This window comes from Ruegeria sp. H8 (assembly GCF_056532905.1).
Window position 1 is genome coordinate 120,604 of record NZ_JBQFNY010000001.1, and the last position, 24,893, is coordinate 145,496.

At 58.6% G+C, this 24,893-nt stretch carries 22 protein-coding genes; 10 read left to right on the forward strand and 12 right to left on the reverse strand.

Annotated elements, in window-relative coordinates:
* The first annotated feature begins 49 nt into the window (after nt 1-49).
* The 4 genes from ACR0A2_RS00570 (at nt 50) to ACR0A2_RS00585 (ending at nt 3,246) form a co-directional block, all read left to right on the forward strand.
* The gene (locus ACR0A2_RS00570; protein WP_480834445.1) at nt 50-799 is read left to right on the forward strand and encodes an alpha/beta fold hydrolase; all 750 of its coding nucleotides are present in this window, start codon (nt 50-52) and stop codon (nt 797-799) included.
* Nucleotides 799-1,791, forward strand: coding sequence for an alpha/beta hydrolase (locus tag ACR0A2_RS00575; RefSeq protein ID WP_480833721.1), 993 nt, complete (start codon nt 799-801; stop codon nt 1,789-1,791). The genes ACR0A2_RS00570 and ACR0A2_RS00575 overlap by 1 nt, the downstream gene beginning before the upstream one ends.
* 44 nt (nt 1,792-1,835) lie before the next feature.
* Nucleotides 1,836-2,450 (forward strand): hypothetical protein, encoded by a 615-nt coding sequence (locus ACR0A2_RS00580; protein WP_425079043.1) that lies wholly within the window; start codon nt 1,836-1,838, stop codon nt 2,448-2,450.
* An 85-nt stretch (nt 2,451-2,535) separates the two neighbouring features.
* On the forward strand, nt 2,536-3,246 hold the full coding sequence (locus ACR0A2_RS00585) for an alpha/beta fold hydrolase (RefSeq protein ID WP_480833723.1): 711 nt from the start codon (nt 2,536-2,538) through the stop codon (nt 3,244-3,246).
* Here the strand turns inward: ACR0A2_RS00585 and ACR0A2_RS00590 are convergent.
* Together ACR0A2_RS00590 and phaZ are read right to left on the reverse strand one after the other, a co-directional pair.
* Nucleotides 3,243-3,836, reverse strand: coding sequence for a DUF6151 family protein (locus ACR0A2_RS00590; RefSeq protein ID WP_480833724.1), 594 nt, complete (start codon nt 3,834-3,836; stop codon nt 3,243-3,245). The genes ACR0A2_RS00585 and ACR0A2_RS00590 overlap by 4 nt on opposite strands.
* On the reverse strand, nt 3,836-5,107 hold the full coding sequence (phaZ, locus tag ACR0A2_RS00595) for a polyhydroxyalkanoate depolymerase (protein WP_480833725.1): 1,272 nt from the start codon (nt 5,105-5,107) through the stop codon (nt 3,836-3,838). Before phaZ ends, ACR0A2_RS00590 begins: the two co-directional genes overlap by 1 nt.
* Before the next feature lie 111 nt (nt 5,108-5,218).
* On the opposite strand from phaZ, the gene ACR0A2_RS00600 reads away from it, so the two are divergent.
* The 3 genes from ACR0A2_RS00600 (at nt 5,219) to phaR (ending at nt 8,285) form a co-directional block, all read left to right on the forward strand.
* Nucleotides 5,219-7,021 carry a PHA/PHB synthase family protein gene (locus tag ACR0A2_RS00600; protein ID WP_480833726.1) on the forward strand — a complete coding sequence of 601 codons (1,803 nt, stop codon included), beginning with the start codon at nt 5,219-5,221 and terminating at the stop codon, nt 7,019-7,021.
* 130 nt (nt 7,022-7,151) lie between these two features.
* Nucleotides 7,152-7,598 (forward strand): phasin family protein, encoded by a 447-nt coding sequence (locus tag ACR0A2_RS00605; RefSeq protein WP_152458475.1) that lies wholly within the window; start codon nt 7,152-7,154, stop codon nt 7,596-7,598.
* Between the two features lie 135 nt (nt 7,599-7,733).
* Nucleotides 7,734-8,285 carry a polyhydroxyalkanoate synthesis repressor PhaR gene (gene phaR / locus ACR0A2_RS00610; protein WP_480833727.1) on the forward strand — a complete coding sequence of 184 codons (552 nt, stop codon included), beginning with the start codon at nt 7,734-7,736 and terminating at the stop codon, nt 8,283-8,285.
* Between the two features lie 64 nt (nt 8,286-8,349).
* Here phaR and ACR0A2_RS00615 read toward each other — a convergent pair whose 3' ends face one another.
* The 7 genes from ACR0A2_RS00615 to ACR0A2_RS00645 all read right to left on the reverse strand — a co-directional run bounded on the left by ACR0A2_RS00615 (nt 8,350) and on the right by ACR0A2_RS00645 (nt 17,194).
* The gene (locus ACR0A2_RS00615) at nt 8,350-9,564 is read right to left on the reverse strand and encodes a DegT/DnrJ/EryC1/StrS family aminotransferase (protein ID WP_480684007.1); all 1,215 of its coding nucleotides are present in this window, start codon (nt 9,562-9,564) and stop codon (nt 8,350-8,352) included.
* A 112-nt stretch (nt 9,565-9,676) separates the two neighbouring features.
* The gene (locus ACR0A2_RS00620) at nt 9,677-10,981 is read right to left on the reverse strand and encodes an NAD(P)/FAD-dependent oxidoreductase (RefSeq protein ID WP_480833728.1); all 1,305 of its coding nucleotides are present in this window, start codon (nt 10,979-10,981) and stop codon (nt 9,677-9,679) included.
* 8 nt (nt 10,982-10,989) lie between these two features.
* Complete coding sequence (locus ACR0A2_RS00625) at nt 10,990-12,348, reverse strand: glutamine synthetase family protein (protein ID WP_224853088.1); 1,359 nt, start codon at nt 12,346-12,348, stop codon at nt 10,990-10,992.
* Nucleotides 12,348-13,028 carry a type 1 glutamine amidotransferase gene (locus ACR0A2_RS00630; protein ID WP_480833729.1) on the reverse strand — a complete coding sequence of 227 codons (681 nt, stop codon included), beginning with the start codon at nt 13,026-13,028 and terminating at the stop codon, nt 12,348-12,350. Before ACR0A2_RS00630 ends, ACR0A2_RS00625 begins: the two co-directional genes overlap by 1 nt.
* A 58-nt stretch (nt 13,029-13,086) precedes the next feature.
* Nucleotides 13,087-14,406: a glutamine synthetase family protein gene (locus ACR0A2_RS00635; RefSeq protein WP_480833730.1), complete on the reverse strand. Its 1,320-nt coding sequence runs from the start codon at nt 14,404-14,406 to the stop codon at nt 13,087-13,089.
* A 133-nt stretch (nt 14,407-14,539) separates the two neighbouring features.
* Nucleotides 14,540-16,726, reverse strand: coding sequence for a xanthine dehydrogenase family protein molybdopterin-binding subunit (locus tag ACR0A2_RS00640; RefSeq protein WP_171362619.1), 2,187 nt, complete (start codon nt 16,724-16,726; stop codon nt 14,540-14,542).
* 3 nt (nt 16,727-16,729) lie between these two features.
* Nucleotides 16,730-17,194, reverse strand: a complete 465-nt coding sequence (locus ACR0A2_RS00645) for a (2Fe-2S)-binding protein (RefSeq protein ID WP_152458467.1) — start codon at nt 17,192-17,194, stop codon at nt 16,730-16,732.
* 141 nt (nt 17,195-17,335) lie between these two features.
* Between ACR0A2_RS00645 and ACR0A2_RS00650 the strand changes: the two genes are divergently transcribed.
* Nucleotides 17,336-17,938 carry a TetR/AcrR family transcriptional regulator gene (locus ACR0A2_RS00650; protein ID WP_152458466.1) on the forward strand — a complete coding sequence of 201 codons (603 nt, stop codon included), beginning with the start codon at nt 17,336-17,338 and terminating at the stop codon, nt 17,936-17,938.
* Nucleotides 17,939-18,740: 802 nt separating this feature from the next.
* On the opposite strand, the gene ACR0A2_RS00655 is transcribed toward ACR0A2_RS00650, so the two are convergent.
* The gene (locus ACR0A2_RS00655; protein WP_480833731.1) at nt 18,741-19,610 is read right to left on the reverse strand and encodes a LysR substrate-binding domain-containing protein; all 870 of its coding nucleotides are present in this window, start codon (nt 19,608-19,610) and stop codon (nt 18,741-18,743) included.
* A gap of 117 nt (nt 19,611-19,727) precedes the next feature.
* Here ACR0A2_RS00655 and ACR0A2_RS00660 point away from each other — a divergent pair, with 117 nt between their 5' ends.
* Nucleotides 19,728-21,269 carry a trimethylamine methyltransferase family protein gene (locus ACR0A2_RS00660; protein WP_480833732.1) on the forward strand — a complete coding sequence of 514 codons (1,542 nt, stop codon included), beginning with the start codon at nt 19,728-19,730 and terminating at the stop codon, nt 21,267-21,269.
* Between the two features lie 16 nt (nt 21,270-21,285).
* A complete protein-coding gene (locus ACR0A2_RS00665; RefSeq protein WP_480833733.1) occupies nt 21,286-22,377 on the forward strand; it encodes an aminomethyl transferase family protein in 1,092 nt (363 codons plus the stop codon).
* Nucleotides 22,378-22,600: 223 nt separating this feature from the next.
* Here the strand turns inward: ACR0A2_RS00665 and ACR0A2_RS00670 are convergent, their stop codons facing one another.
* Both ACR0A2_RS00670 and ACR0A2_RS00675 read right to left on the reverse strand, forming a co-directional pair.
* A complete protein-coding gene (locus ACR0A2_RS00670; protein ID WP_480833734.1) occupies nt 22,601-23,455 on the reverse strand; it encodes a crotonase/enoyl-CoA hydratase family protein in 855 nt (284 codons plus the stop codon).
* 2 nt (nt 23,456-23,457) lie between these two features.
* Nucleotides 23,458-24,891 (reverse strand): aldehyde dehydrogenase family protein, encoded by a 1,434-nt coding sequence (locus ACR0A2_RS00675; protein ID WP_480833735.1) that lies wholly within the window; start codon nt 24,889-24,891, stop codon nt 23,458-23,460.
* Nucleotides 24,892-24,893: the final 2 nt, after the last annotated feature.

Here is a 24,893-nt window from a genome sequence, read left to right on the forward strand (position 1 = left end):
GACCATCGTGCTGCCGTGCATGATGTTGCCTAAAGAGAAAGAGGATTTCATGGCAGCGACGGATTTTCTGGAGACGCCGCAGGGGCGGCGACTGGCTTATCACAAGACCGAAGGGGCAGGACCGACCATCGTTTTTCTGGGCGGGCTCAAATCGGACATGGAAGGCACCAAGGCCGTGCATCTGGAAGCCTGGGCACAGGCGCGGGGGCAATCGTTCTTGCGGTTCGATTATTCCGGCCACGGCGAAAGCTCGGGCGCGTTCACCGAGGGCTGTATCGGTGACTGGCATCAGGACACATTGGCTGCGGTAAAGGCATTGACGGTCGGACCTTTGATTGTGGTAGGCTCATCAATGGGGGGATGGCAGGCATTGCTGCTGGCCAAGGTCATGCCCGAGCGAATTGCAGGCATGGTCACAATCGCCGCCGCGCCGGATTTCACCGAGGACGGGTATTGGGCTTCGTTCAGCGACGAACAAAAAGCTGCGCTGGACGCTGTCGGCCATGTCGAGCTGCCGTCCGACTATATGGAACCCTATATCATCACCAAGCGAATGATCGAAGACGGACGCAAGAATTTGGTTCTGCGTGGCGCTCTGGATCTGCCGTTCCCGGTTCGGTTCTTGCAAGGCACCGCAGACACGGCCGTTTCGACCGAAACAGCCGTGCGGCTGCTGGAACATGCTGCGGGTCCTGACATGCGGCTGCTGTTGGTCAAGGGGGCCGATCATCGCTTCTCGGACGAGAAGTGCCTGGGTTTGATCGAGACCGCGGTTCTTGATGTGTTGGGAGAAGCCTGATGCGGCGCTTTGGTTGGTTTCTGGGGCGCGCTCTTCTGGCGCTGGTTGTTCTTGGCGGCCTGGTCTACTGGTTCGGCCCGCGCGAGGAAGTGAACCTGCACCCGACTTTTGATTCTCGGAAATTTGGTGAAGGTGTTCAGGTTTATTTTGAAAGCACCGAGTCCGCCTATGATGACATCGTTCCGGGTGTCGAAAAGCGCGTGATCTGGCAGGACGGATACAAGGAACAGCGCACGCCGTATTCTGTTCTGTACATCCACGGTTTTTCAGCAAGTTCCGAGGAAATCCGCCCCGTGCCTGACCTGGTGGCTGACGCTTTGGGCGCCAATCTGGTCTACACGCGGTTGCAAGGTCACGGTCGGGATGGGCCGGCGATGGCCGAGGGTACGGCCTCGGGCTGGATGCAGGACACTGCCGAAGGGCTGGCAGCGGCGCGCGCGGTCGGGGAAAAGGTGATCGTGATTTCCACCTCGACCGGAGGAACGCTGGCGGCGGCCGCTGCGTTGGATGCCGACCTGAGCCAGGACGTTCTTGGCATGGTCTTCGTCTCGCCGAACTTTGGTGTGAATACCGTCGCGGCGTGGGTGCCTTCATTGCCATGGGCAAGAAGTTGGTTGCCCGTTCTCATGGGGCAAGAACGCGATGTGTCAGGTCCGGACCCAGAGAAGAACAGGTACTGGACGTCGGTTTACCCGTGGGAAGCCGTCGTGCCGATGTCCGTGCTTGTGGATACGGTCTATGCGCTGGATTTCTCTGAGGCCCTGATACCCGCCTTGTTCTGGTTTTCGGATGATGATCAGGTTGTGCGGCCGGACCGGACGCACAAGGTTGCCGAGGCCTGGGGCGCTCCGGCAACGGTCAGGCTGGTGACGATGGGGCCGGGTGACGATCCGTCTTCACATGTTATCGCGGGGCGATTGATGTCGCCGGGTCAAACCGATGCCGCCGTTGCTGGTATTCTGGAGTGGCTGAAGGGCTTGGGGGTGGAATAAACCCTGATCGGATAAAAGGATGCAAGATGCGTAAGCCGGGCAGCATGTGGAGCCTTGAGACCCTGGGTCGCGTCCGCCTGTCCCGGCATTTCTTCATGCGCGATTTTCTGTATTCGGAAATCGGGAATTTCCACCAAGTGCAGAATATTCCGGACAACCCGGATCTGGCGATCGAAACAGGCCGCGCGTTCTGCGAAACCCTTCTTGACCCTTTGGAAGAGACATTTGGCCGGGTCGCGGTCAGGTCGGGCTACCGCTCATCGTCCTTGAACCGATTTGGCAATGAAAACAAACTGAACTGTGCCCGAAACGATAATCCGTTGGAATGCCATATCTGGGATCGCGGGGAAGGGGATGCGCGGATCGCCGGGGCATCCATCGTCATCCCGTGGTTCGCGGATCAATATGCGCGGGGCAGGGATTGGCGGGATCTGGCGTGGTGGATGCACGATCATCTGGAGTATTCCGAAATCTGGTTCTTCCCCAAGCTATGCGCGTTCAACCTTGTGTGGCGGCCCAGACCGCATCGTCGGATCGACAGCTATATTGCTCCGCGTGGATGTCTGTTGAAGCCCGGCGCTGAACCCGATGAAGACCTTGCGGCCCGGCAATCCCGTTACGCCGATTTCCCGGCATTTCGAGCAATCGCCTACCCGTGAAGTTTTCCTTGCCCGGTTGCGGCAAAACTTTCATCCTGACAACAACTGGAAGGACTCGGAAAACCGAGCAGATGGAGACCCCCGCGTGATCGAGCCGCTGGTGTTGTTGCCTGGATTGATGTGTGATGCCCGCCTGTTTCGGCCTCAGATCGAGGCGCTGTCACGGGTACGGCCTGTCACTGTTGCACCTGTTTCCGGAGGCGAACGAATTGAAGAGATCGCCTCGGGGCTGTTGGATCAGCTTCCCCATCGGTTTGCCCTGGTCGGCCTGAGCATGGGCGGTGTGGTGGCGTTGGAGTTGATCCGGCGGGCACCGGAACGGGTGTCGCGCCTGTGCCTGATGTCGACGGACGCTCAGGCGGATACACCTCAGATCGCGGCCAGTCGCGAGGACCTGATCATTGGTGCCCTGGGTGGGCGGCTGGAAGAGGTCATGCGCCAACTGGTCGGCACCGATACATTGGCACCGGGGCCCAGGCGAATCCCCATTCTGAATGATCTTTTGACAATGGCGAATGATCTGGGCGCCGAAACTTTTGCGCGCCAAATGCGTGCCTTGCAGCGCCGACCCGACCAACAGGGATCGTTGCGCCGGATCAAAGTCCCCACTTTGATCATGTGCGGTGCCCATGACACGCTTACCCCGGTCAGACGGCATTCTTTCATGTCTGACCTGATACCAGAGGCCGCGTTTGAGATCGTCGAAAATGCCGGGCATCTGCTGCCGCTTGAAGCGCCCGATGCCGTGAACAAAGCCTTGGAAACCTGGCTGAACATCCCGCAAAGGTTTGTCTAGGGGTAAAGCGCCGCCCGTTCGTCTTTCGAAATGACTTTCGGTACGACCGCGGGCTTGCCGGTCTCAGGGTCGAAAAACGGCGTATTCTTCCAGCGTCCTGACAGGCGCGATTGCAAGGTGCGGCGCAAAAGGCCAAACGCCGCAAACCTGACCTTTTCGTGTTTCTGTTTGCCATCGGGCCGAGGGACAAACCCACGGGTCGTGACCGGCCCCAATGCGGAAACATCACCGGCAATCCTGCCGACAATAAATCCTGCAAAAGGTAAACGTGCGGTCTGTGGCGTCGTTGCCAGCGGGGCGTCGCAGCAGCTGGCATACCATCGCAGCATGCCGTTTGGGCCAAGCTTCATGGCTGAAAGGAATTGGCTTCCGGCGGTGATTTCGATTTCATCCGGTGCCATCTGGAAGATGTCAACCGGGCCGGGGGCCGGGTCGGGCTGCCCGAAATACAGCTGCGCCGCGCGGCAGTCATGACAAAAACACTCGACATGGGTTCCAAGCCGAACGCCCCGGTCCGAGATTTGACCCTTCAACTGGCCGCAACTGCACGAAAAGGCGAGGCCACCATGTGCCGGCCCGCCCATGTTCATCAGGCGACCTTGTTGGTGTTCGCTGCGCGGCGGCGTTTCTTGCGGCTGTTTTCGTTCATGAAATCAATCACAAGCGGGCGAATGTTATCGCGCCAGCTGCGGCCCGCGAAAATGCCGTAATGGCCCGCGCCGGGTTCTACGTGGCTGGCCTTTTTGCTCTCTGGCAAACCGGTGCACAGATCCAGTGCAGCAATACATTGACCGGGCGCCGAGATATCGTCATTCGCACCTTCGACCGATTTCACGGCAACATCCGTGATCTTGCCGATATCCACCTTGTGGCCGGCGACAACAAATTCGTTGCGTGCGATCTCACGGTTCTTGAACACGCGTTCGACTGTTGACAGATAGAACTCGGCCGTCATGTCCATCACCGCAAGATATTCGTCATAGAAACGGTTATGCGCATCCAAGTCCGAGGCTTCGTTGCGGATAACACGCTGAATCTGATCGGAAAACGCTTTGGAGTGGCGATCGGCGTTCATCGACATGAACGACGCCAGTTGCAGCAGGCCGGGGTAAACCATACGCCCGACACCTTTGTACTTGAACCCGACTCGTTGAATCATTGTTTCTTCCAGCTGACCCATCGTCACACGGCGTCCAAAGTCGGTGACGTCGGTCGGGGTCGCGTCCGGGTCCACCGGCCCGCCAATCAGTGTCAGAGTGCTGGGTTGAGCCTTGGGTTCGACCTCGGCCAGATAGGCGGTGGCCGCCAGTGTCAGCGGGGCGGGCTGACAAACCGCGACGACATGCGTGTCCGGCCCCAGTTCCTTCATGAAATCTACAAGGTAGAGCGTGTAGTCTTCGACATCGAACTTGCCGGCAGACACAGGAATATCGCGCGCATTATGCCAATCGGTGATGTAAACTTCGCAATTGACCAGCAGGCTTTTGACAGTCGAACGCAGCAGCGTGGCGTAATGGCCGGACATGGGCGCAACCAGCAGGACCTTGCGCTGTTGTTCTTCCCGGCCGTTGACACGGAAATGAACCAGATCGCCGAAGGGGCGTTCCAGAACTGTCGTGATCTCGACCAGATGGTCCTTTCCATCCTCGCAGGTGAAAGTACGAATGCCCCAGTCAGGTTTGACGATCATTCGCTGGAAGGTTCGTTCGGTGACTTCGCCCCAGGCAGCCATCCAGCTGAACGCCGGGTTGGGTGTCATGGAAAACAGTGGGTAGGACGCCATCGCGCTTGCGGTTGCACCAAGCCACTGGTTGGTGTTACGCATGGACTCCATAAGGTCGTAGGTCATCATATAGCGCATAAATGGGGCCTCCTGAGTGTCATCCTGAGAGTTCGGACCATTCGTCGCTTTGCCCCCCAGCACCCACGACGTTATTCTGCATGGCAGCGAGGTTAGGGTGGAATTGTTAAAATGACAACAAGTGAAGACCAAATGCCGGACGTGTCCGAAGAACATATTGAACGCATTAAAGAAAATATGGAAAAGGTCGAGCAGCTCTCGAAGCGCCTGATTGAAATTATGGCGTCAAAAAAGTCGCACACCCCAGCGCTGGACGGCCCGAATCAAGAGCTTTTCGCACGAGCAGCAACGGCGTATTGGGCCGATGCATGGCAAAATCCCGCCAAACTGTTGGAGCAACAGATAGAATTCTGGGGCAAGTCGGTTCTCAACTTTGCCGAAGCGCAGAAAGCGCTGACAACGGGTGAGGTGGAAACCGAGGAAACCAAGCCCGGTGACAAGCGGTTCTCCAATCCCCTTTGGGAGACAAACCCTTATTTCCGACTGATCCGGCAGCAATACCTGACGAACGCGGAAGCGATTGCGCAGGCTGTCTCGTCGGTCGATGATCTGAATGCCAAGGACAAACGACGCCTACAGTATTTCTCGCAGCAGATCATCGACATGATGGCGCCCACGAATTTTCTGGCGACTAACCCGGATGCTCTGCAAAAGGCGGTCGAGACCGAAGGTCAGTCGCTGATAAAAGGGTTGGAGAACCTTGTTTCAGACCTCGAAGCCAATGATGGCGAGTTGGTCGTCAAACTGGCGGATGAAAGCGCGTTCGAGGTTGGTGGAAACCTGGCGACAACGCCGGGCGAGGTCATATATCGCAACCGGATGATGGAGCTGATCCAGTACAAGCCGGTGACTGAAACGGTTTATGAGACGCCCATCGTTCTGTTCCCGCCCTGGATCAACAAGTTCTATATTCTGGATCTGAAAGCCCAGAACAGCATGATCAAATGGATCACCGAACAGGGCTATACCCTGTTTGTCGTAAGCTGGGTGAACCCGGATGAAAGCTATGCCGAAACCGGCATGGAAGACTATATTCAGGACGGTTTCCTGACCGCAATCGAAACGGCCAAGAAGATCTGCAAGGTCAAACAGGTCAACGCAGTGGGTTATTGCATCGCGGGCACGACGCTGAGCCTGACCTTGTCCTTGCTGAAACAGCGTGGCGACAAATCGGTCAAATCCGCAACGCTGTTCACGGCACTGACGGATTTTTCCGATCAGGGTGAGTTTACGCCATTCCTGCAAAACGACTTCATCGACGGAATCGAAGAGGAAGTAAAAAAGGAGGGCGTTCTGCGGTCGTGGATCATGGCGCGCACCATGTCGTTCCTGCGATCACGCGACCTGATTTATGGTCCGGCCATTCGCAGCTACATGATGGGGGAAGTGCCTCCGGCCTTTGATCTGCTCTACTGGAACGGCGATGGTGCAAACCTGCCAGCAAAAATGGCCGTGGAATATCTGCGAGGCCTCTGCCAGCGCAACGAGTTCGCAACCGACGGTTTCGAGTTGATGGGGCACAAGCTGAAACTCGAAGACGTGGATGTGCCGCTGATGGCCATAACCTGCGAAACCGACCACATCGCGGCATGGAAAGACTGTTACTGCGGCGTGCAGAAAATGGGCTCGCGGTCCAAAACCTTCGTGGTTTCAGAATCGGGTCATATTGCGGGCATCGTGAACCCGCCCAGCAAGAAGAAATATGGCCACTACACCAACCCGGATATGAAGTCGGACGCCAGCACCTGGCTGAAGGAAGCTGATTTTCACGAGGGGTCCTGGTGGCCCATGTGGGACGCGTGGTTGAAGAAGCGGTCCGGCAAGCAGGTTCCGGCCCGTGAGCCGGGTGATTCGAAGCACCCGAGCCTTGCATCCGCACCCGGGACTTATGTTGTGGCGAAACCAAACGCCTGATTTCATTTTGAAACTTAAAAATTCTGCGTCGCAGCAAGAAAAAACTTGCAATGCTGCGGTGCAGCAATCATATTGTCCTCAAGCTGATGAAACCCGGGGTGGGCCCGGACAGGCTAAAAGGATTAGGACAATGGCAAAGACCCAAGACTTTACCGCGATCATGAAAGACATGATGGGTGCATTTCCGGTGGACACCACCGCAATGGAAGGCGCATTCAAATCGACCGCTTCGCTGAACGAGAAGCTGTCGGGCGTTGCCCTGGACGCTGCTGAGAAATCGGCCGAGATCTCGAACAAATGGACCAAGGACACCCTGGCCAAGCTGAGCGAGATGTCGAAAGCCAAGGCAGAGCCTGCTGACTACGCAAAAGCCGCAACTGACTTCGCAAGCGCGTCGGCTGAAGTTGCAGCTGAAAACCTGGCCGCTTTCGCTGAAATCGCGAAAAAAGTTCAGACCGAAACCGTCGAGCTGCTGATGGCTGCCGGCAAAGACGCCGCGGAAGAAGCAACCGCTGCCGTCAAAAAGGCGACCAACGAGGTCACCACCGCAGCCAAGAAAGCTGCGGCTGCAAAGTAAGAAACGTCCGCGAAGCGCACCCAACCCTCCCATTAGGTGCAATCGCGTTGGGCAGGTCCATTGACCTGCCCTTTCTTTTTGTGCTGCACTCGCATAACCTGTGCTGCAACGCATCATCCTTGGGGAGGGAACCCGGTGTCGGACCAAGAAAAACCGCTGCTTATCAAGCGCTATGCCAGCCGTCGGCTGTATAATACCGAGACCAGCGATTACGTGACGCTCGAAGATATCGCGGGGTTCATCCGCGACGGGCGCGAAGTGCAGATCATTGATCTGAAAACAGGCGATGACCTGACACGCCAGTATCTTCTGCAAATCATTGCCGAACATGAAAGCCGGGGTGAAAACGTGCTGCCGGTGAATGTACTGAATGATCTGGTGCGCAGTTACATGCTGCCGGGCGGGGGAATGATGCCCCAGTTTCTGCAAAGCTCGTTCGAGATGCTGCGCGAAAGCCAAAACAAGATGATGGAAAACATGAACGCGATGAATCCGATGTCTCAGATGCCGGGTTTTGACGCATTGCAGGCGCAGCAGCAGGCTTTCCTGAAGGCGATGACCAGTGGGCTGTCCAGCGGATGGTCCAGCCCGGAAAAGGAAGAGGACAAGTCTGAACCGAAAGAGGACTTGGATGACATCAAGAAACAGCTGGCCGAGTTGCAGCAAAAACTGTCCAAGCTGAACTGATCCGTTCCGAACAAAGAAACAGGCCCGCATCATGCGGGCCTTTCTTGTTCAAAGTGCCGTCGTTTTACGTGCCGTAAACCGGCATCGGGCCGGTCACTTCGCCAACCGATGCCAGCAGGATGTCGGCAATCACGTCCAGCTCTTCGCGGGTCAGTCGGACGGGCAGGCGCACGTCACAGGCCTTCATCAGCATGTCGCGCGTCTTGGGCAGGTCGAAAGATTCCGGAAGGAATTGCCAGTTCCAGAAGGCGCGGGCGTTGTCTTCGCTCAGACCAAAAACCTGAACCTTGACGCCGCGCGCCTCGGACGCTGCGGCAAAGGCGCGGATCTCATGTTCCTGCATTCCGACAAGATTGAACTGAATCGAATCCGGCGCACGCTGCTCGGGGGGCAGGGGGGCGGGAACCTCGATATGAGGCGAGGTGTTCAGGCGGCCGGCCACGTAATCGTGGTTCGCCAGGCCATCGCGGACGCGGCGCGCCAGTTCCGGAAGCTGCGGACGGATCACGGCGGCGCTGAGGTTGCTCAGGCGAAGGTTGTACAGCGGCAGCTTGTTCTGCCAGCGGGCAAAGGCCTCTTGCAGTTCGGGTGAGTTGTCGCCCTGCGGACCTTTGTGCTTCTTCCAATTGTGTTCATACGCGCCCGACATGATGACGGCCCGCGCGACCAGATCTGCATCGTTCGTGATCAGGATGCCACCTTCGCCGGCATTGATCATCTTGTAGGATTGGAACGAGAAACACCCGGCCTTTCCGATCGTACCGATATTGCGGCCATGCCATGTGGTGCCCAGCGAATGCGCGGCATCCTCGATCACCGGAATGTTTCGTGCGTCGCACAAGGCCATGATCGCATCCATGTCGGATGTATGCCCGCGCATGTGGCTGATGATGACAGCCTGAACGTTGTCCAGCTTGGCTTCGAAATCGGCCATGTCGATGCGATAGTTTTCACCCACTTCGCACAGAACCGGAATGCAGTCGGCGTGGACGACCGACGACGGCACGGCCGCGAAGGTGAAGCCGGGGATCAGAACACGCGCATCGCGGGGCAGGCCCAGTGCTTTGAGCGACAGAAACAGCGCGGCCGAGCAGGACGACACCGCCAAGGCGTACTTCGTGCCCAACAATTCCGCGAACTCTGCCTCAAGCAAGGCCACAGGGGCATCCTGCGGTGCTGTATATCGGAACAGATCACCTGACTGCATCAGGGCCTCGATCGCGTCCTTGGCGGCGGCAGGGATGGGCTCGGCGTCGTGAACGTTGGGGGGCAGCGTCATATTTGGATTTCCTGAATTCTATCTTTGGGAAAGATAAAGATATTCGGAAGGCAATCCAAGTCCCAATCGCCGGGCAGGCGAAAATTCACCAATCTGTCGCAATTTACGTGGATCAGATTCCAAGCCGGTCGCGCAGTGCGAACCACGTCATGGCCAGCACAAGCAGCGGATTGCGCAGGGCGGGGCCGCCGGGGAAAGACAGCGCGGGCACCCGTGCCATCGTGTCAAACCCTTCGGCCTGACCCTGAATGGCCATCGCCATGAGTTGTCCGGCATGGGTCGCAGTGCCGACACCGTGACCGGAATATCCCGAAGCCGAAAGGATATTGGGTGCAACACAGGCCAGATACGGCATCCGCCGCATGGTAATGGCCAGCGTTCCGCCCCAGGCATAGTCGATCTTCACATCCCGCAAATGCGGGAAAATTTCCGTCATGGGTTTGCGGACCTTGGCGGCGACATCCGATGGAAAGCGATAGCCATAGCTTTCGCCGCCTCCGAACAAGAGGCGGCCATCGGCGCTGAGGCGAAAGTAGTTCACCACGAATTTCGTATCCGCAACCGCCACATCCCGGGTCAAAACCCGCGCGGCGTCCTTTCCTAGGGGCTCGGTGGCCGCGATGAAATTGTTGATGGGCATGACCCTGGCGGCGACGGAACGATTGAGATCGCCCAGATACCCGTTGCAGGCCAGAATGACGTTCTTGGCCCGAACGTTGCCGTGTGCAGTTCGGATCACTGCCGTCTGGCCCTCGTCGATCCCGGTCACTTCGGTGCTTTCATGGATGCGAACGCCCGCTTTGGCCGCGGCTTGCGCCAATCCCAACGCAAAGTTCAAAGGGTGCAGATGCGCCGCACCCATATCCAGATACCCCCCGTGATAGGCTGGTGACGGGCACAGCGAATGACCCGCGTTTTCGTCCAGCAGCTCGATCTGGTCGTATCCATACCGCTCGGAAAGATGGCCGGCGTGGTCATGCAGCTCTTTCTGCTCGGATTTGCTCAGGCCCAGAACGGCGACACCGGGTTTCAGGTCACACGCGATCCGGTGTTTTGCAATCAGGGATTTGACCAGATCCTTGGCGTCTTCGGCCAGTTCCCACAGCCTGGCGGCGTCGGCATCGCCAACAAGACGCTCGAGGTCTTCCTGGTCCATCCGCTGCGCACTGCCCAACTGGCCGCCGTTTCGGCCCGACGCGCCAAAGCCGACGCGGTGCGCTTCAAGCAGCACGACGTCGAACCCGGCTTCGGCCAGATGAAGAGCTGCGGACAGCCCCGTATAGCCGCCACCGACAACGCACACATCCGCCTTGGTGTCGTCTGACAACGCGGGAAAACGATCCATCGGATGTGCCGTTGCGGCATACCAACTGTCAGGGTACTGGCCCTTGCGGTCATTGGAATAAAGCAGGTTCACGGAAGGTCTCAGACGTTGATCAGCAGATGTTCACGTTCCCACGGAGAGATGACCTGTAGGAACTCCTCGTACTCGGCCCGTTTGACGATGCCGTAAACGCGGGCGAATTCGGGGCCCAGAACCTCGTGCAGGGCGGTGGCCTCGTCGAACAGGTCCAGTGCTTCGCCCATGACCTGCGGGATATCGCCCTCGCCTTCATAAGCGTCGCCATAGAACTGACGACGTGGGCGTTCCTGCTCGACCAGGCCGAGATAGCCGCAGGCCAGCGACAGCGCGATGCCCAGATACGGGTTGCAGTCCATCCCGGCGATGCGGTTCTCTACGCGCCGCGAGTCCGGACCGGACAGGGGCACGCGAATACCGGTGGTGCGGTTGTCACGGGCCCATTCCAGATTGATCGGTGCCGCGTGATCCTTCACATAGCGCCGGTAGGAATTCACATAGGGCGCCATGACCGCCAGACCAGCGGGCAGGTGGTTCTGCAATCCGGCGATGAAGTGGTAAAACGCGTCCGTCTCACCCCCTTGAGGACCAGAAAAGATGTTCTGACCGGTTTCCATGTCGATGATCGAGTGATGGATATGCATGGCCGAACCCGGCTCTTCCTCGATCGGTTTGGCCATGAAGGTGGCAAAACAATTGTGGCGCAGCGCGGCCTCGCGGATCAGGCGTTTGAAATAGAAGACTTCATCGGCCAGTTTCACCGGATTGCCATGGCGCAGGTTGATTTCCAACTGCCCGGCGCCGCCTTCCTGCGTGATGCCGTCGATCTCGAACCCCTGATGCTCGGCGAAATCATAGATGTCGTCGATCACCGGGCCAAACTCGTCCACGGCCGTCATGGAATAGGCCTGCCGCGCCGCCGCCGGACGACCGGAACGCCCCATCATGGGTTTGATGCCCTGCGCCGGGTCCACGTTGGGGGCAACCAGAAAGAACTCCATCTCTGGTGCAACAACCGGCTTCCATCCCTTGTCATGATAAAGCTGCACAACACGCTTGAGCACGTTGCGCGGGCTGTAGGGGATCGGATTGTCATCCCGGTCATAGGCGTCGTGGATCACCTGCAATGTCCAATCCCCCGTCCACGGCGCAGCGGAAGTGGTCGAGAAATCGGGCTTCAGGATCATATCCTTCTCGATGAACCCGTCATCGCCGGCCGCTTCGCCCCAGCCCCCTGTGATGGTCTGGTAAAAGATGCTGTCGGGCAGGTGGAAATAGGATTGCTTTGCGAATTTTGATGCAGGCACCGCCTTGCCGCGCGCAATCCCCGGCAGGTCCGAAATGATGCATTCAACTTCGTCCAGTCGTTGCCCATGGAAATATGCCTTTGCGGCTTCCGGCAGTTTATCGGTCCAATCAGCCATCAGGCTCTCTCTTTCTTTAGAAACTCGGCCATGTGGCACGCGATTTTGGCGTTGTCGTCCGGGGCCGTCTCGCGATTTGCGGCTTCGCGCATCAGGTCTTCGGGCACCACGCCCTTGCCCCGTGTCCGCATCAGGCCTGCCACGAATCCGTTGCTGAATTCCGGGTGGGCCTGAACCGTCCAGATTGTGTCCCCATAAGCCAGCATCGCGTTTTCGCAGAAGGCATTCCGGCCCAGAACCCGCGCTTCCTTCGGCAATTCGACAACCTGATCCTGATGCCAGGCATTCAGCCATAATCTGTTGCCGTCATATTCGTATTCCGTACGACCTATGGCCCATCCTTTCGAGAATTTCTCGACCTTGCCACCCAGTGCCTGAGCAATGATCTGGTGGCCAAAGCAAACGCCGATCAGGGGTTTTCCACTTTCCCGGACCTCGCGCACCAACGCTTCCAGCGGGGCGATCCAGGGAAGGTTCTCGTAAACCCCGTGGCGCGATCCGGTAATGATCCATCCATCCGCATCATCCGCACCATCGGGGAAAGTGCCGTCCACGACGGCGAAGGTCACGAACTCGAACCCGTTGTCACGCAGCAACGCGGGGAAAAGTTCGTCATAATCCCCGAATTCTTCCTGTAGCACTTCGGGGGTGTGGCCGGTTTGTAGAATACCGATTTTCATATGTCACCAAATTTGATCAAATTAATCCTAACCGAGACTGGTTGGCGCGGCAAGGGGGTCAAACCGTCTCGAGATAGCACAGCCAGTGATCCTCGGGCGGGATGTTCGCAAATCGGGTGATCTCTTGTCGTTTGGTCATGGTCAGATAGCGGATCAGGTCGGCGGGGAACAGCCGGGCCACCAAGGGATCCGTGGCAAACCTGTCAATCGCGCTCGACCAATCCGGCATCAGTTGAGGCAGGTCCGCGATGTCATAGGCGTTCCCCGTGATCGGGGCAGGTGGGGTCAAGCCGTCCTCGATGCCGACAAGTGCCGCGCCCAGAACTGCGGTCAGCATCAGATACGGGTTTATGTCCCCGCCGGCGACGCGGTGTTCGATGCGCCGTGCGGCGGGCGCCCCACCCGGGATACGAATGGCAGCGGTTCGGTTTTCATAGGCCCAGCAGGCGCCCGTGGGCGCATGTGCACCCGGTATGAGCCGTGTGTAGGAGTTGCCGTGAGGTGCAAATATCAGCGTACTGCCCGGCATGGCCGCGACACAGCCCGCTACGGCAGACCGCAATATCTGGGTGCCTTCCGGCCCGTTGTTGTCGAACACATTGTGTCCGTTCTGGTCCAACACCGAGAAATGCACATGCATTCCGTTGCCCGCGTCATCGGCATAAGGCTTGGACATGAAGGTGGCCGCAAATCCGTGCCTGCGCGCCAATCCGCGCGTCAATGCCTTGAAAAGCCACGTATCATCGGCACAGCGCATGGCGTCCTGATGGTTCAGGTTGATTTCGAACTGGCCGATGCCGCTTTCGGAAATGGCCGTCTGCGCGGGGATGCCCATTGCGGCGCAGCCATCGTACAGGTCGGTAAAGAACGCCTCGAACGCGTCCATTTCGGCAACCGACAGAACGGCCTCATCCGCAAGGCGCCGCCCTGTGATCGGATTCACCGGCGGTTGCGGCTGCGCGCCAGAAGCGTCAACGAGCGTGAACTCCAACTCCGTCGCGGCAACAACGGACCAGCCGCGTTGCGCATAGCGGTCGAGTGTGGCGGACAGGGCATGCCGCGGGTCGCCCGGAAAGGGTACGCCGTCATCATCATACAGACACATCGGCACCAGCGCTGTTTCCGTATCCAGCCAGGGCACGGGGACCGGGCCGCGTTCGGTCGGGCGCAGCACCCCATCAGCGTCGCCGGTTTCAAAGACCAGCGGGCTTCCTTCGATATCAGCGCCCCACAGGTCTACGTTCAGTGCCGAAAACGGCATTCGCACGGCGCCTTTTCCCAGTTTGTCAGCATAGCCGGGGGGCACGCGTTTGCCTCGCATCTGACCGTTCAGGTCACATGCGGCAACGCGAAAATTGTGCAGGGCTCTCAGATCCATTGGGGGCTCCGTCGGTGAAACTCCCCAGTGATTTACTTCAATGGATGTGCTTTGTCACCAAATTTGATCAAATTCTGACTTGGGGCTTCATGGGACGCCCCGCGCCGGTATTGACCGGCGCGGAGAGCTGTTTTCAGGCAAAGCTTACGCCATGTTCTTCCATGGGCAATTGCGCCACATGCAAACCTGACAGGGCCTTGATCGCATTGGCCAAAGCCGGTGCCGACGGTGGCGTGCCGGGTTCTCCGACGCCGGTCGGCGCTTCGGCCGATGGCATGATGTGCACGTCGATTGCGGCAATATCCCCGATACGCAGCGGTTCGTAATCCGGGAAGTTGTATTGATCCACAGCCCCGCTTGTCAGGGTGATCTGGTCACGCATCACATGGCCAATGCCATAGCCGATGCCGCCTTCCATCTGGGCCCGCACGATATCGGGGTTCACGGCGATACCGCAATCCACGGCACAGGTGACCTTTTCAATCCTGATGCCACTTTCCGGATCGCCCGAGATTTCGACCACTTCAGCCGCGTAAGACCCAAAGGACTTGTGAACGGCAATCCCCTGCGACCGGCCTTCTGGCGCATTGCCCCAGTTTGCCTTTTCGGCCGCCAGCTTCAAAACAGCTGCCTTGCGTTGCTGGTCCGGGTTGCCGCTGTCGGACAGATGGGCCAGACGGAACTCCACCGGATCACGACCGGCGGCCTCGGCCACCAGATCCATCATGGTTTCCATCGTATAGGCGGTGTGGGTGTGCCCGACCGAGCGCCACCACAGAACCGTCGTCGCCTTTGGCGTGTCGGTCAGACCCACCGCCATGCCGGGGATGCTGTAGGGGCTGTCCGAAACGCCTTCGACCGAGCTGTGGTCGATGCCGTCATGAACCAGAACAGCCTCGAACGGGGTGCCCTTGATCACGGATTGGCCGGCAATCTGGTGCTGCCACCCGACGATGTTGCCTTCGGCGTCCAGACCCACGCGGACCTTGTGGCCAAAGGCCGGTCGGTAATATCCGCTGCGAATGTCGTCTTCGCGCGTCCAGACCAGTTTCACCGGGCGCGAGCGGTCAGTGACGACAAAGGCCAGGGCGGCCTCGACCTGATAATCCGCATCCGGGGTGGCGCGGCGCCCGAAAGACCCGCCTGCCAGCATGGTTTTGATGTGGATCTTCTCGGCCGGCAGGCCAAAGATCTGCTGGTAGGCCATATGAGGACCCGTCGGCATCTGTGCCCCGTCATGCAGAACGATGTCTCCGTCTGCGGTCTGCTCGATGGTGCAGTTCAACGGTTCCATCGGGGCATGGGCCAGCAGTGGGAAGTAGAACGTTTTTTCAACGACCTTGTCCGCGCCGTCGATGGCGGCTGCCACAGCGGCAAAATCCGCCTTGTTGACGTTATATGTGGGCTCAGCCTCCAGCGCGGCCATGATCTCGGCCTTGATCTGGTCCGAGTTGCGGGTTTCCGCGCCGGACATGTCCCATTCGACCTCAAGCGCATCGCGTGCTTGAATCGCGGCCCAGGTGTTCTCGGCATACACCGCGACGCCCGCCTGATTGGGCAGAACCGCGGCGCTGATATAGCCTTTGACCTCTTTCGATGCGCTGTCATCAAAGCCCAGCGCGATGCCGCCCTTTGCTTCGGGGCGTTTGATCATGGCGATCATCTGGTTGGGCAGGTGAACGTCCATGGCAAACATCGCCTGGCCGTTGCTTTTGATGGCCGTATCCTTGCGGCGCACCGTTTCATTTCCGATCAGACGGAATTCGGACGGGTCCTTCAGGCGTGGCTCTGCCGGAGCGTCCAGTTGCGACGCAGCGGACACGAATTCAGCGATCGGAGCCGACTTGTCGCCTGCCTTCACGATGCCGTCTTCGATGGTGATGCCGGATGCATCCACGCCCCAGCTTTGCGCGGCGGCGTTGATCAGCATTTCGCGCGCGGCAGCACCGGCCTGACGGTATTGCAGCCACGAATTCGCCATCGCGGTCGAACCGCCGGTGCCCTGGAATGGGCCGAATAGCAGGTTGTTGTAGACATTCGGATCCGAGGGGGCGAACTCGTATTCGATTTGGTCCATGGTCAGGCCGATTTCTTCGGCAATCAGCGTCGGCAGTCCGGTCGCCGGGCCCTGACCTTTTTCAAAATGTTTGACGATGGCGGTCACGGTGCCATCGGCATCGATCTTCACAAATGGATTGAACTGCGCGGTCTCGGACGAGGCCGCGGCCAGCGCACCGTCCGGACGGGTGCCGACCAGAAGGACGGCACCGGCAGCGGCGGCGCTTTTCAGAAACCCACGGCGAGAAGTGTTGATGGTCATGGATCAGGCCTCCAGAATTTCAGACGCGCGCTGGATGCCGGCGCGAATGCGTTGATAGGTGGCGCAGCGGCAGGCATTGCCGGACATGTACTCGTCAATCTCCTGGACTGACGGTTTCGGGTTCTCGGACAGCAGCCCGACAGCCGACATCACCTGACCTGACTGGCAATAGCCGCACTGGACAACATCCAGTTCGACCCAGGCCTGTTGTACGGCAGCACCGATCTTGTCGTCACCGACAGCTTCGATGGTCGTGACTTCGGCGTCTTCGACGTCTTCAATGAATGTCTGACAGGAACGGACGGGCTCACCATTCACGTGCACGGTGCAGGCCCCGCAGGATGCCACGCCGCAGCCGAATTTTGTGCCGGTCAGTTTCAGTTCGTCTCGGATCACCCAGAGAAGAGGCGTTCCGGGTTCGGCATCAACCTCGTGGGTCGTGCCGTTCAGGTTCAATTTAAGAGCCATGATGAGGGGGTCTCCTGTTGGTGCTGGTTTCCGCAATTGGTAAACTCGCGGGTTTACTCATGGCATATAATTTCGCCCTTGTAAACTCCTGCGTTTACCTAGTATTTGACCGGGGCACGTCAATAGGTCTATAGCTCTGACATGAACGAATGCAGCGCACAGAATGCGTCCAAGCGCGCACAGATCATCGAAGCTGCCGTGGCCGAGTTCCAGGAAAAGGGCTTTGCCGCGGCCAGTATGGATCGCATTTCAGCAAGGGCCGAAGTGTCCAAGCGTACGTTGTACAAGTACTTTGAAAGTAAAGAAAACCTGTTCCGCTCCATCGTGGTCGAATTGTCAAGTCGCTTTGCTGAAGTGCTGGAAATTCGGTATGAAAAAGGTCGCGATATTCGTACGCAACTGACTGAACTGGCCTGGGCCGAAGGGCGCATTCTGATGCGGCCCGATGTTATCGCGATGGCCCGGATGGTGATCAGCGAAACCTTGCGCAACCCGACGCTTGCGGCGGAAGCGCAGGGCAAGCTGGACAAGACGGCGACATTCATTGCCATGCTCAAAGATGCGGCAGAGGATGGGCAGCTTCGGATCGATGATCCGGAACGGGCCGGGCGCGAATTCATTGGCCTGATCAAGGCGCGCGCCTTCTGGCCGCTGCTGTTTACGGGTGGGGTGCTCAGCGAAGCCGAGATGACGGAAACGATCGAAAGCAGTGTCCAGATGGTGATGAGCCGATATGGTGTCTGATCGGAAGCAGTTGGATCCTGATGGACGCAGTCGGGACGCCGCCAGAGGAATGTGTTAGGGCTTTTCGACTTGATTCGGATGGGCAAGGCCACTGACAGCCCATCGGATTTCGAAGCATAGCAGGACGGAGGCGTTGCTGTGACAGGCAAGGCAACACAGGCTGCGCGTCTAAGCGTGGCACCGATGATGGATTTGTGAGACTGAGCGTAGGGTGTTGTTTTGTATGTGTTTTTTAGGGGTGAATTTGGCGCGTAGCACATTTGTAGCAATAGTCCCTACCTGATGGTGAAGCCGTGCTTCACTTGTTTGATGATGCAGCATTCTCGGTTCTTCGGCAAGCGAACGTGCAGGGGGAACGCCGGGCCTCTTCTTTGGCGGGAACTCTGAGAATGAATTACCTTGCCGAAACGCTCTGGCTGCACAGCCGAAGGCCGGTGTCTTTCGCCTCACTGCGGGGCCGGGTATTTCTTCGGGGTTCATGAAGAAATCCCGGAGAAATACCTGATACCGCAAGTCGCGCCTGATTTCACTTCTTCAAATTTCAATAGGAGTTCGTGAGCTGAACCAGGGTTTTCCAGCGTCCTCGTGACTACATTTGACTTCGGTCTCTCATGGCACGGGAAGAGGTCAGGGGAATTCCGGCCCAAAGCTGCCGTATGTGCGGCATTCAAATTGCTGCAGCGCGGCCTGCCTTTGCGGTCATTCGCGGCAACCGCGAAACTGTTCTTGAAACTCTCGCGAGATTGGAGAAAAGCCTGCTCGCGCAGAAGCTCAAAGAAGCAATTCAGAAAAATCTGTCAGTCTATTGGGTTTGCAACCATCTTGAAAACGCGGCGGCGCAGTCTCGCGAAGCAGCTTTGCGCGGGCGGACCAGAAAGTAGCCGTAGTCCTGCAGCATTTGCGGTGAAAGACGGAACAGCTTCTCCTCTTCCAGTTCCTGTTCGATCAGTGCGTCCATGAGGGCGATCCCCTGACCATCTACAACCGCCTGAACACGCACATTGGGGTCAGGGATGATCAGCGTGTCCTGGCGCGTTCGGTGCGGCAGCCCCGCGGTATTCAGCCAGTCTGTCCAGGCATCGCTGTCATCATGATCCCGCAACAAGGTAAAGGTTGAAACCGCCTGCTCCCAGCCGAGCCGCTCTACCGTTTCCAGTGCTGCAGCATTGCCTGCGGGAAATGCCGGGCATGGCAGGAACGGCGTAATCTCGCCATCCCCCCATTGCCCGCTTCCCCAGCGGATGGCGATATCAACACCTTGCGCCTCAAGGTCGAACAGCCGGATCATCGGTTGCAGCCGCAGCTGAATATCCGGATGCTCCTGCATGAAGGACATCAGCCGAGGAGACAACCAACGGGCGGCGAAATAGGTGGAGACACCTACTGTCAAGGTTCTGGTGGAGACTCCCTTGAGGGCCAGGACCCCAACCTCAATTTCTTCATAGTGGTCTTGGCAGGCAGCCAGCAGCTTAAGCCCGCCGGGCGTCAGCTCCACCCCGCGGGCGCTGCGTTGAAACAGAGCAAATCCAAGATCCATTTCCAGCGTTTTGACCTGATAGCTGACCGCGCCCTTGGTCATGTTCAGAGCTTCCGCCGCATCAGAGAAACTCCGGTAGTGGGCGATCTCGGCAAACAGGCGCAAGCTGTCGTGGTGGCGAAATTCTACGGGCATGAGGTCAAGCGTATAAAATTCCTGAACACCGTGAGCAAATAAAATCGATTGCTGGCGGGCTGGTTTCACCAAATATGGAGTTCAAGAAACACTTCAGGAGCCGCAACGTTGGGAAATATGAACGCTCAAACCCATATCACCCAGCGTGGCAGATCGCGCCGGGGCAGGTTGACCCGGCACAATGCGCCGCAGGTCACACCGGGATACCAGCGCCGCAAGATCCCGGCCTACAATCTGCTGGACGAGGCTGCTCTTGTCCGCATCGAAGCCCAGGCGGAATGGATCCTGGAACACGTCGGGATCGAATTCCGTGGCGACGAAACCGCGCTGGCGCTCTTTGCCGAAGCAGGCGCGCGAGTTGACGGTGTCCGGGTCCGGTTCGAACCGGGTCATGTCCGACAGCTGTGCAAAACCGCCCCGGCGGAGTTCCGGCTGCACGGTCGCGCTCCGGCCCGCAGCGTGATCCTGGGCGGCGACAATCTGGTGCTGATGCCCGGCTATGGCTCGCCCTTTGTCAGCGACCTGGAGAAAGGCCGCCGCTATGCCACGCTGGAGGACTTTGAGAATTTCGTAAAGCTTGCCCATATGTCGCCCGCACTGCAGCACTCTGGCGGTACAGTGGTCGAGCCTACGGACGTGCCGGTGAACAAGCGTCACCTGGATATGATGCTGGCCCATCTCACCCTGTCGGACAAACCCTTCATGGGGGGAGTCACTTCGGCGCAGGCCGCCGAGGACAGCGTAGAGATGGCGCGACTGGCATTTGGCGGGGAATTCCTGGATCAAAACGCAGTGATGCAGGCCAATATCAACGTCAACTCGCCGCTGATCTATGACGAGGTGATGTCGGTTTCGCTGCGCATCTACGCGGCGGCGAACCAATGCGTTTGCATCTCGCCCGCCATCTTTGCGGGTGCCATGGGGCCGCTTTCGCCCGCGGCTGTCGCTGCTCAGACCCTGGCCGAGGCGATGGTAGGAATTGCATTGTCCCAGTTGGTGCGCCCGGGCTGTCCTGTCGTCTTCGGGAGCTTTCATTCTTCCATGAACCTGCGCACCGGCGCGCTGACTTTTGGCTCTCCAGAGGCGAATCTGACCAGCATGGCGATGAGCCAACTGGGCCGTAGGCTGGGGGTTCCGGTGCGCTCCGGCGGCGGCCAGGTTACGGCTTCCAATTCCGCCGACGGCCAGGCGATGCAGGACAGCGCGGATGCGATGTGGGCGACGCTTCTATCCGGCGGCCATCAGGTCTGGCACGCGGCAGGCTGGCTCGAAGGCGGGCTGGTGATGTCCTACGAGAAATTCGTGATGGACCTCGACCATTGCGGTGCCATGCTTAAGATGCTGCAGGGGTTCAGCACGGACGACGAGGACTTTGGCCGCGACGCCTATGCCGAGGCCGGACCAGGCGAGAACTTCCTGTCCACCAGCCACACTCTGCGCCACTACACAACCGCCAATTTTGAACCGCAGGTGCCCGAAGGCGGCCCCTTTGAAACCTGGGACGAGAACGGTCGCCGAACCGCAGATCAGCGAGCCACGGCTCGTTGGCGGCAGATGTTGGCGGAGTATCAGCCACCGGACATGAACGACAGCGCCCGCGCAGACCTGAACACCTATGTGGCGGAGCGCAAAGCCACCATGCCTGACGAATGGTATTGAGAAAGGACCAACGAGAATGACAGAAGAACTGAGCCGCACATCGGCGCTTGCTTCCCGCCATACTGCCCTTGGGTCGGGGCTGGAAGACTGGAACGGCATGGGCACGGCCTGGAGCTACAGCACCGATCCGAACGACGAACACGACGCGGTGCGTGAGCGCGCCGGCATGTTTGACATGTCGCCGCTGAAGAAGGTGTTTGTCCGCGGCAAGGACGCGCAGGCCGTGCTGGATCACTTGACCACACGCGACCTGTCTAAACTGGCCCCGGGCAAAGCTGCCTACCTCTGCGTTTTGACCGAAGCGGGCGGCATTGCCGACGACGCCATTGTCTCGAACAACGGCGGCGATGAATGGATGATCGTGCATGGCTCCGGCGATACCATGGCGCTGCTGGAAGCTTCGGCTGAGGGCCGCGATGTCTGGCTGGAGTTCACTGACGATCTGCACGACGTCTCGGTCCAGGGCCCGGCAGCGCTGAAGATCCTGAACGCCAATTGCGATAGAGACCTGGCAGGGCTGGGCTATTTCGAACATGCCCCTGCCACGCTATTTGGCCATGCCTGCCGGATTTCGCGCACCGGCTACTCCGGCGAGCGCGGCTATGAAGTCTTTGCTGATGCTTCGGTGGTCACGGATATCTGGGACAAGCTGGCCGAGGCGGGCGTCATGCCCTGCTCCTTCACCGCGCTCGACAAGGTGCGGATTGAAGCGGGGCTGCTGTTTTACGGTTATGATATGACCGAAGCGCACACCCCGTGGGAGGTCGGCCTGGGGTTCACCGTCAGCAGCACCAAGGCTGATTTCCGGGGCAAGGAAGCGGTGATGGCTGCGAAGGGGGGCGAAAAGATTTCCAATATCACCCTCGACATTGATCATTCGGATATGGTGGAGGGCGGAGAGACGCTGCTGCTGAATGGTGAAGAGGTCGGCGTGGTCAACAGCCCCTGTTACTCGCACCGAATGGGCAAATCGCTGGCGCTGGCACATGTCCGCCCGGGGATCGCCGCTGGAACGGTCCTGCAGCTGAAAAGCGAGGCTCTCCAAACCGCCGCAACAGTGGTTGGCAGCCCGGTCTACGACCCACAAAAAATGCGGACGCATCAGTAACCCGGAGAAAAAACATTCAGTGGGCGCGCGCGAGACATTGGACCAATAAACGCGTACGCCCGCCTTTCGGCAATTTGGACACCAAGGGGGTTTTGCAGCTTCTGCACTCTGCTCAAAAAGCCGAAACGAACAGACGCGGTCTTTAGGTGGGCGACATGCAAGCGTAGCAACTTGCCAATCCGTTTGCAGAATACGATTTGTGTGCCTGAAAGTTAGCTGACCTTCACTTGGCTGGCGCAAAGGACTGGTTTCTCGTCCAGTCAAACGTACCCTGATCCCTTTCCTCAACAGCTTGTTTCCAGCCTACCTCTTCGACGCGGGCTTTGAAGTTCATACCCTCCGGGGAATGGCGCGTGATGCCGTCGAATACAGTCGCCAGCCGCTGGGTCTGATTGATCTTCTCTTCGACTGCGGAATTGATCACCATCTTCTGCATGGCCAGCTGGTTGATCGGTACAGTTGCCATGCGTCCGGCCAGGGTCTCGACAGCATCGTCCAATTGATCATCCGGAACCGACTTCAGTATCAGCCCCATCTCTGCGGCCTCAACGCCTGAGATTTTGTCACCGGTGAACATCATCCGCTTCGCCTTCTCCGGGCCCAGCCGATGCACCCACATTGCTGTGGTCGGGCATCCCCAGACCCGGGTCGGCATGTAACCGATCTGTGCGGTGTCCCCCATGATTGTCAGGTCTGCGCAGAGCGCAATATCCGACCCGCCAGCGACGGCGAAGCCATGTACTTTGCACACGACTGGCTTCATCGCCCGGAACAGCGACATGAAGTTCTGGGTGTTCGCCCACATGAACTGGAAGTCCTGCATCGGATCCCAGGGCATCTCCTGCACCACTTTATTGGGGCCGTTGCCTTCGGCGTAGTGCGCCAGATCGTAGCCGGAGCAAAACGCTTTCCCCGCTCCAGACAGTACCATCACATGCACGCCGGGATCAGCATCAGCCTGCCCGACAGCGGCGGCAAGTTCGCGCGGCAGATCATCGTCAATCGCGTTCATCACTTCAGGGCGGTTCAGGGTGATCCGCCCAATACGGCCGTCTTTTTCATAAAGAACTTTGGGCATGTTCACCCCCAATCGCTGACAGCTTTGACCTCAAGGAACTCTTCCAACCCCCAGGCGCCGCCTTCACGGCCATTACCAGACTGTTTCATTCCGCCAAAGGGGGATCCGGCGCCGCCAAATTTGCCATTCATTTCAACCATACCAGAACGGAGTTGCCGCGCCACCCGGCGTGCACGGGTCTTATCAGAGGTCTGAACGTAGTTGGTCAGGCCATAGGGAGTATCGTTGGCCAGTTTGATGGCCTCTTCTTCAGTGTCAAACGGGGTCATGATCAGAACCGGGCCAAAGACTTCCTCCTTCCAAAGTGTCATGTCCGGTGTGACGTCGGCAAAGACAGTAGGTCTGACAAAGTAGCCTTGCTCCAACCCCTCAGGCAGTCCCAGTCCGCCTGTAACCCACCTTGCTCGCTCATCAAAACCGCGCTTGATCAGGAATTGGATCTTGTCGAACTGGGTTTTCGAGACAACTGGGCCGATCTGTCGACCTTCAACGTTTGCCGGTCCGACTTCAGTTTTTTCTGCAACTGAACGCGCGGTTTCGACGGCCTGTTCATAGATTGAGCGTTCTACCAGCATCCGGGTCGGTGCGTTGCAGGACTGGCCAGAATTGTTGAAGCAATGGCGCACGCCAAGTGTGACCGCCTTTTCATCGGCGTCGGCAAAGATGATATTGGCGCCTTTGCCGCCCAGCTCAAGACTGACGCGTTTGACAGTGTCTGCCGCCGATTTACTGATCGCCACGCCTGCAAGTGTCGAGCCAGTGAAGCTGACCATATCCACGTCCGGATGCGCGGTGAGGGCGCTGCCGACGCCCGCGCCATCTCCATTGACCAGATTGAAGACACCCGGCGGAAAACCTGCTTCGTCAATCATTTCGGCCAGCAGCATGGCGCTGAGCGGCGCCTGTTCAGCGGGTTTCAGAACCATCGTGCAACCTGCTGCCAATGCAGGCGCGACTTTGAGCATCACCTGGTTCATCGGCCAGTTCCAGGGGGTGATCAGTGCGCAGACCCCGACCGGTTCATGGAAGATCATGTCACCCGGTGCGTGATCCCCCAGAGGGTGCTCGAAAGCAAATGACCTGGCTGCACGGATGGTGTTCTTGAGATGCCCGGCCCCGGCGCCCACCTGTGCCGTACTTGCCAATGCAATGGGAGCGCCCATCTCCTGGCTGATTGCTTGCGCCATTTCCTTCGCGCGCCTTTTGTAAGCTTCCATCAGCCGTTCCAACGCGGCGATACGCTCCTGAGGCTCAGTCGCTGTCCAGTCCGGAAAGGCAGCTTTGGCCGCTGCAACAGCCGCATCTGTATCTGCGGGACCACCCAGCGAGATTTTGGCGATCTGTTCTTCGGTCGAGGGGTTCACCACGGACATCTCGCGCCCGTCAACCGAAGCAACCCAATCTCCATTGATGTAGTGTTTTGTCATGATGTTCATGG

What these genes read in the sequence shown, in the direction of transcription:
- ACR0A2_RS00570 (WP_480834445.1), top strand. Translation starts at nt 50, where the DNA reads ATGGCAGCGACGGATTTTCTGGAGACGCCGCAGGGGCGGCGACTGGCT.
- ACR0A2_RS00625 (WP_224853088.1), bottom strand. Translation starts at nt 12,348, where the DNA reads ATGGCTGATTGGACCGATAAACTGCCGGAAGCCGCAAAGGCATATTTC.
- ACR0A2_RS00615 (WP_480684007.1), bottom strand. Translation starts at nt 9,564, where the DNA reads ATGACGCTGCCCCCCAACGTTCACGACGCCGAGCCCATCCCTGCCGCC.
- ACR0A2_RS00605 (WP_152458475.1), top strand. Translation starts at nt 7,152, where the DNA reads ATGGCAAAGACCCAAGACTTTACCGCGATCATGAAAGACATGATGGGT.
- ACR0A2_RS00665 (WP_480833733.1), top strand. Translation starts at nt 21,286, where the DNA reads ATGACAGAAGAACTGAGCCGCACATCGGCGCTTGCTTCCCGCCATACT.
- ACR0A2_RS00630 (WP_480833729.1), bottom strand. Translation starts at nt 13,028, where the DNA reads ATGAAAATCGGTATTCTACAAACCGGCCACACCCCCGAAGTGCTACAG.
- ACR0A2_RS00660 (WP_480833732.1), top strand. Translation starts at nt 19,728, where the DNA reads ATGAACGCTCAAACCCATATCACCCAGCGTGGCAGATCGCGCCGGGGC.
- ACR0A2_RS00675 (WP_480833735.1), bottom strand. Translation starts at nt 24,891, where the DNA reads ATGAACATCATGACAAAACACTACATCAATGGAGATTGGGTTGCTTCG.
- ACR0A2_RS00650 (WP_152458466.1), top strand. Translation starts at nt 17,336, where the DNA reads ATGAACGAATGCAGCGCACAGAATGCGTCCAAGCGCGCACAGATCATC.
- ACR0A2_RS00655 (WP_480833731.1), bottom strand. Translation starts at nt 19,610, where the DNA reads ATGCCCGTAGAATTTCGCCACCACGACAGCTTGCGCCTGTTTGCCGAG.
- phaZ (WP_480833725.1), bottom strand. Translation starts at nt 5,107, where the DNA reads ATGCGCTATATGATGACCTACGACCTTATGGAGTCCATGCGTAACACC.
- ACR0A2_RS00670 (WP_480833734.1), bottom strand. Translation starts at nt 23,455, where the DNA reads ATGCCCAAAGTTCTTTATGAAAAAGACGGCCGTATTGGGCGGATCACC.
- ACR0A2_RS00580 (WP_425079043.1), top strand. Translation starts at nt 1,836, where the DNA reads ATGTGGAGCCTTGAGACCCTGGGTCGCGTCCGCCTGTCCCGGCATTTC.
- ACR0A2_RS00575 (WP_480833721.1), top strand. Translation starts at nt 799, where the DNA reads ATGCGGCGCTTTGGTTGGTTTCTGGGGCGCGCTCTTCTGGCGCTGGTT.
- ACR0A2_RS00645 (WP_152458467.1), bottom strand. Translation starts at nt 17,194, where the DNA reads ATGGCTCTTAAATTGAACCTGAACGGCACGACCCACGAGGTTGATGCC.
- ACR0A2_RS00640 (WP_171362619.1), bottom strand. Translation starts at nt 16,726, where the DNA reads ATGACCATCAACACTTCTCGCCGTGGGTTTCTGAAAAGCGCCGCCGCT.
- ACR0A2_RS00635 (WP_480833730.1), bottom strand. Translation starts at nt 14,406, where the DNA reads ATGGATCTGAGAGCCCTGCACAATTTTCGCGTTGCCGCATGTGACCTG.
- ACR0A2_RS00600 (WP_480833726.1), top strand. Translation starts at nt 5,219, where the DNA reads ATGACAACAAGTGAAGACCAAATGCCGGACGTGTCCGAAGAACATATT.
- ACR0A2_RS00590 (WP_480833724.1), bottom strand. Translation starts at nt 3,836, where the DNA reads ATGAACATGGGCGGGCCGGCACATGGTGGCCTCGCCTTTTCGTGCAGT.